The following is a 5,298-nucleotide window of genomic DNA, read 5'->3' on the forward strand; positions in this document are numbered from 1 at the left end:
CGCACGGCCGCACCGGCGGATGGGGGGCCAGCGGGTGGGGGAGCGGCAGGCCCGCTCACGCCAGCTCCAGCGCGGTGGCCACGGCGCTCGGATCCACCGGCAGCGGCTCGACCTCGACCATGCCCGCCAGCGCGGTGTCGGGGTCCTTGAGCCCGTGACCGGTCACCGTGCACACGACCTTGGACCCCGCGGGCAGCCTGCCGTCCTCGGCGGTGGCCAGCAGCCCGGCCACGCTGGAGGCCGACGCGGGTTCGACGAACACGCCCTCGCGGGAGGCCAGCAGCCGGTACGCGTGCAGGATGTCGTCGTCGCTGACCGCGGCGAACAATCCGTCCGATGCGGTCTTCGCGGTCTGCGCGCCCTCCCAGGACGCGGGGCTGCCGATGCGGATCGCGGTGGCGATCGTCTCCGGTTCGGTCACCGGCTCGCCGCGCACCAGCGGCGCCGAACCGGCCGCCTGGAAGCCGAACATCCGCGGCGTGACCGGGATCAGGCCGTCCGCGGCGTACTCCGCGTAGCCCTTCCAATAAGCGGTGATGTTGCCCGCGTTGCCCACCGGCAGGCAGTGCACGTCCGGTGCCGCGCCGAGCACGTCGCAGATCTCGAACGCCGCGGTCTTCTGCCCCTCGATGCGCAGCCGGTTCACCGAGTTGACCAGCGTCACCGGGTGCTCGGCCGCGGTCTTGCGGGCCAGTTCCAGGCAGTCGTCGAAATTGCCCTGCACCTGCAGGATCTTCGCGCCGTGCAGCACGGCCTGCGCGAGCTTGCCCATCGCGATCTTGCCCTGCGGCACCAGCACCGCGGAGGTGAGCCCGGCGCGCGCGGCGTAGGCCGCGGCCGATGCCGAGGTGTTGCCGGTGGATGCGCAGATGACTGCCTTGCTCCCGGCGGCGAGCGCGTGCGTCATGGCCACGGTCATCCCGCGGTCCTTGAACGAGCCGGTCGGGTTCGCGCCCTCGACCTTGAGGTGCACTTCGCAGCCGGTGAGCGCGGAGAGGTGCGGTGCGGGAACCAGCGGTGTCCCGCCCTCCTGCAGGGTCACCGCCGGGGCGCCCTCGGGCACGTCGACGCGATCCCGGTACGCCTCGATGAGGCCGGGCCAGCCGGTCGCGCGCGCGGGCGCGCCAGGGATGTTCGGGGTCACGACGATTCACCTTCCACGCGCATCACGCTGACGACCTCGCGCACCGCGGGCAGCTCCGCAATCTTGTCCACAGTGGACTTGAGTGCGGCGTCGGTCGCGGTGTGGGTGACCACGACCAGGCTGGCCTCTTCGCCGCGGCCCGCCTGGCGCACCACCGAAATGCTCACATCGTTGTCGTTGAAGGTGGCCGCGACCTGCGAGAGCACACCCGGTTTGTCCGCCACGTCCAGGCTGATGTGGTAGCGCGTCGGCGTCGATCCCATCGGCTGCACCGCCAGCTTCGCGTGCGCCGACTCCCGCGGCCCCCGGCCCGAGACCACCAGGTTCCGGGCCACCGCGACCAGGTCGCCGAGCACCGCGCTGGCGGTCGGGCCGCCGCCGGCGCCCTGGCCGTAGAACATCAGGTTCCCGGCGGCCTCGGCCTCCACGAACACCGCGTTGAAGGCGCCGCCCACGCTCGCCAGCGGATGGTTGCGCGGCAGCATCGCCGGGTGCACCCGGGCCGAAACGGCCTCGGTGCCGTCGGCGTCGACGACCCGCTCGCAGATCGACAGCAGCTTGACCGTGCGGTCCAGCTCCTTGGCCGCGGAGATGTCGCCGGGAGTGACCGCGGAGATCCCCTCCCGGTGCACGTCGTTGGCGGTCACGCGGGTGTGGAACGCCAGCGAGGCAAGGATCGCGGCCTTCGCCGCCGCGTCGAAGCCGTCCACGTCCGCGGTCGGATCCGCCTCGGCGTAGCCCAGCCTGCCCGCCTCGTCCAGGGTCTCCGAATAGCCCGCCCCGGTGGAGTCCATCGCGGAGAGGATGTAGTTCGTGGTGCCGTTGACGATGCCCATCACGCGGTGGATGCGGTCCCCGGCCAGCGACTCGCGCAGCGGGCGCAGCAGCGGGATCGCCCCGGCGACGGCGGCCTCGAAGTAGATGTCCACCCCGGCCTCGTCGGCGGCCTCGTACAGCTCCGAGCCGTACTCCGCCAGCAGCGCCTTGTTGCCGGTCACCACGGACTTGCCGGCCCGCAGCGCGCGCAGCAGCAGCGAACGGGCCGGTTCGATCCCGCCGATGAGCTCCACCACCACGTCGACGTCACCGTCGACCAGCGCGGTCGCGTCCGTGGTCAGCAGCTGCTCGGGCACCGCCGGGTGCTTGTGCGGGCGCCGCACCGCGACGCCGGTCACCTGCACCGGAGCTCCGACGCGGGCCGCGAACTCGACCGGCCGGTCCTGCAGCAGCCGCAGCACCTCGGTTCCGACCGTGCCGCAGCCCAGCAGCGCGACGCGGATCGGTGCACGGTCCTCGATCACTCACACCTCCAGCCGGAGCAGGTCGTCCTCGGTCTCCCCGCGCAGCAGCAACCTCGGCCGCCCGTCCCGCACCGCCACCACGGGCGGCTTGGGCAGCCGGTTGTAGTTGCTCGCCATCACGTAGCAATAGGCACCGGTAGCGGCGACCGCGAGCAGGTCGCCCGGAGCAATGTCCTCCGGCAGCCAGCAGTCTCGCACCACTACGTCACCGGACTCACAATGCTTGCCCACGATGCGGGACAGCGTGGGCGGCGCTTCGGCGGCGCGGGAGACCAGCCTGCAGTCGTAGATCGCGTCGTAGAGCGAGGTCCGGATGTTGTCGCTCATCCCGCCGTCCACGCTGACGTAGCGCCGCGAGACCCCGCCGTCGAGCTCGACGTCCTTGACCGTTCCCACTTCGTAGACGGTGACCGTGCCCGGCCCGGCGATCGCCCGGCCCGGCTCGACCGCCACCCGCGGCGGCTCGAACCCGGCGGACTCGCACTCCTTGCGCACGATCTCGTGCAGCCGGGACGCCAGCTCCGGCACCGGCAGCGGATCGTCCTCCGAGGTGTAGGCGATGCCCAGGCCGCCGCCGAGGTCGACGGTGTGCACGCTGTCCATCACCTCGGCGCCGTGCTCGGCGCGCAGGTCCGCCAGCAGCGCCACCACCCGGTGCGCGGACAGGCCGAACCCGTCGTCGTCGAAGATCTGCGAGCCGATGTGGCTGTGCAGGCCCACCAGCTGCAACGAGCGCGACTTGACGGTTCGCCGGGCCGCTTCCGCGGCGTCGCCGGAAGCCAGCGAGAAGCCGAACTTCTGGTCCTCGTGCGCGGTCGCGATGAACTCGTGGGTGTGCGCCTCGACGCCGACCGTCACCCGCACCATCACCGGTTGCAGCACGCCGTGCTCGTGGGCGATGTGCTCCAGCCGCGCGATCTCGTGGAACGAGTCCAGCACGATCGAGCCGACGCCGGCCTGCACCGCCGCGGTCAGCTCCGCGGTGGACTTGTTGTTGCCGTGGAAGGTGATCCGCTCCGGCGGGAAGTCGGCGCGCAGCGCGACGCGCAGCTCGCCGCCGCTGCACACGTCCAGGCTCAGGCCCTCCTGGGCGACCCAGCGCGCGACCTCGGTGCACAGGAACGCCTTCGAGGCGTAGTGCACCGAAGCGGGGTCGCCGAAGGCCGCCGCGTACTCCGCGCAGCGGGACCGGAAGTCGGCCTCGTCCAGCACGAACACCGGAGTGCCGTGCTCGCGGGCCAGCTCGCGGACGTCGGTCCCGGCGAAGCGCACCGCACCGTCGTCGCCGCGCTGCGCGTTGCGCGGCCACACCAGGTGGTGCAGTTCGTCGAGTTCGGCTTCGGCGGCCGGGGGCGGCCCGGCGGTGCTGCCCGGCAGCAGGACTTCGGCGTGCCGAGGCCCGGCGGGATGGGCGCGCATGATCGCGGCTCCTTATGAGAACTCGGGTGGATGCGGGTGCCCGCATCCGGACCGCCCGATCGCGGGCGGTGTCGGCAATTCACATTTGTTCGGGCGCGGTGACCCCGAGCAGCGCGAGGCCGTTGGCGATCACCTGGCGGGCCGCCTCGCACAGCTGCAGGCGGGCCACCGTCAGCGGGCTCGCCTGGTCGTCGCCCGGCTGCAGCACGCGGCAGGCGTCGTAGAACTTGTGGTAGGCGCTGGCCACGTCCTCCAGGTACCGCGCGATGCGGTGCGGCTCGCGCAGCTGCGCCGCGGAGAGCACCACCCGCGGGAACTCGCCCAGCGTGCGGATCAGGTCGCCTTCCCGCTCGTGGGTCAGCAGCGCCAGATCCGCCTGCTCGACCGGACCCCGCTCGATGCCCAGCGACTCGGCGTTGCGCTGCAACGACGAGAGCCGGGCGTGCGCGTACTGCACGTAGTAGACGGGGTTCTCGTTGCTGCGCTTGCTGATCAGGTCCAGGTCGATGTCCACCGCGGAGTCCACCGACGAGCGGATCAGCGAGTACCGGGCCGCGTCCACGCCCACCGCGTCGACCAGGTCCTCCATGGTCACGACGGTGCCCGCGCGCTTGCTCATGCGGACCGGTTCGCCGTCGCGCACCAGGTTCACCAGCTGCCCGATCAGCACCTCGACCGAGTCCGGATCGTCGTCGAACGCGGCGGCCGCGGCCTTGAGCCGGGAGATGTAGCCGTGGTGGTCCGCGCCCAGCATGTAGATGCACAGGTCGAACCCGCGGGAGCGCTTGTCGCGCAGGTAGGCGACGTCGCCCGCGATGTAGGCGGCGGCGCCGTCGCTCTTGATCAGCACCCGGTCCTTATCGTCGCCGAACTCGGTGGAGCGCAGCCACCAGGCGCCGTCGGCGAAGTACAGGTGCCCGGACTCCTTGAGCTGCTCCACGGAGCGCGCCACCGCGCCGGAGCTGTGCAGCGAGTCCTCGTGGAAGAACACGTCGAAGTCGGTGCCGAACTCGTGCAGGCTGCGCTTGACCTCGTCGAACATCAGGCCCACGCCGATCCGGCGGAACGTCTCGTGGCGCTCGTCCGCGGGCTGTTCCAGCACGTCCGGCTGCTCGGCGCGCACCTGCTTGGCGATCTCGCCGATGTAGTCGCCGCCGTAGCCGTCCTCCGGAACGGGCTCGCCCTGCGCCGCGGCGATCAGCGAGCGCACGAAGCGGTCGATCTGCGCGCCCGCGTCGTTGAAGTAGTACTCGCGGGTCACCTCGGCGCCCTGCGCGGACAGGGTGCGCCCGAGCGCGTCACCGACCGCGGCCCAGCGCGCGCCGCCCAGGTGCATCGGGCCGGTCGGGTTCGCCGATACGAACTCCAGGTTCACCCGCAGGTCCCGGTAGCGGTCGCCGCTGCCGAAGTCCGCGGCCGCGGACAGCACCTCGC

The 5,298-nt window shown here is 72.0% G+C and carries 4 protein-coding genes; all 4 read right to left on the reverse strand.

The annotated features are described in order from the left end of the window. Positions 1–55: 55 nt before the first annotated feature. Positions 56–1,144 carry a threonine synthase gene (gene thrC / locus IJH84_RS08630; RefSeq protein ID WP_200070334.1) on the reverse strand — a complete coding sequence of 363 codons (1,089 nt, stop codon included), beginning with the start codon at positions 1,142–1,144 and terminating at the stop codon, positions 56–58. Beyond that, positions 1,141–2,445 carry a homoserine dehydrogenase gene (locus IJH84_RS08635; RefSeq protein WP_200070333.1) on the reverse strand — a complete coding sequence of 435 codons (1,305 nt, stop codon included), beginning with the start codon at positions 2,443–2,445 and terminating at the stop codon, positions 1,141–1,143. Before IJH84_RS08635 ends, thrC begins: the two co-directional genes overlap by 4 nt. Further along, positions 2,446–3,864, reverse strand: a complete 1,419-nt coding sequence (gene lysA, locus IJH84_RS08640; protein ID WP_200070332.1) for a diaminopimelate decarboxylase — start codon at positions 3,862–3,864, stop codon at positions 2,446–2,448. 79 nt (positions 3,865–3,943) lie between these two features. Then, positions 3,944–5,298, reverse strand: a 1,355-nt coding sequence (gene argS / locus IJH84_RS08645) for an arginine--tRNA ligase (protein WP_295142448.1), incomplete at its 5' end; no start/stop codon positions are given.

The sequence above is a fragment of the Saccharopolyspora sp. genome (genome assembly GCF_017434145.1).
GTDB lineage: Bacteria > Actinomycetota > Actinomycetes > Mycobacteriales > Pseudonocardiaceae > Saccharopolyspora_C > Saccharopolyspora_C galaxeae.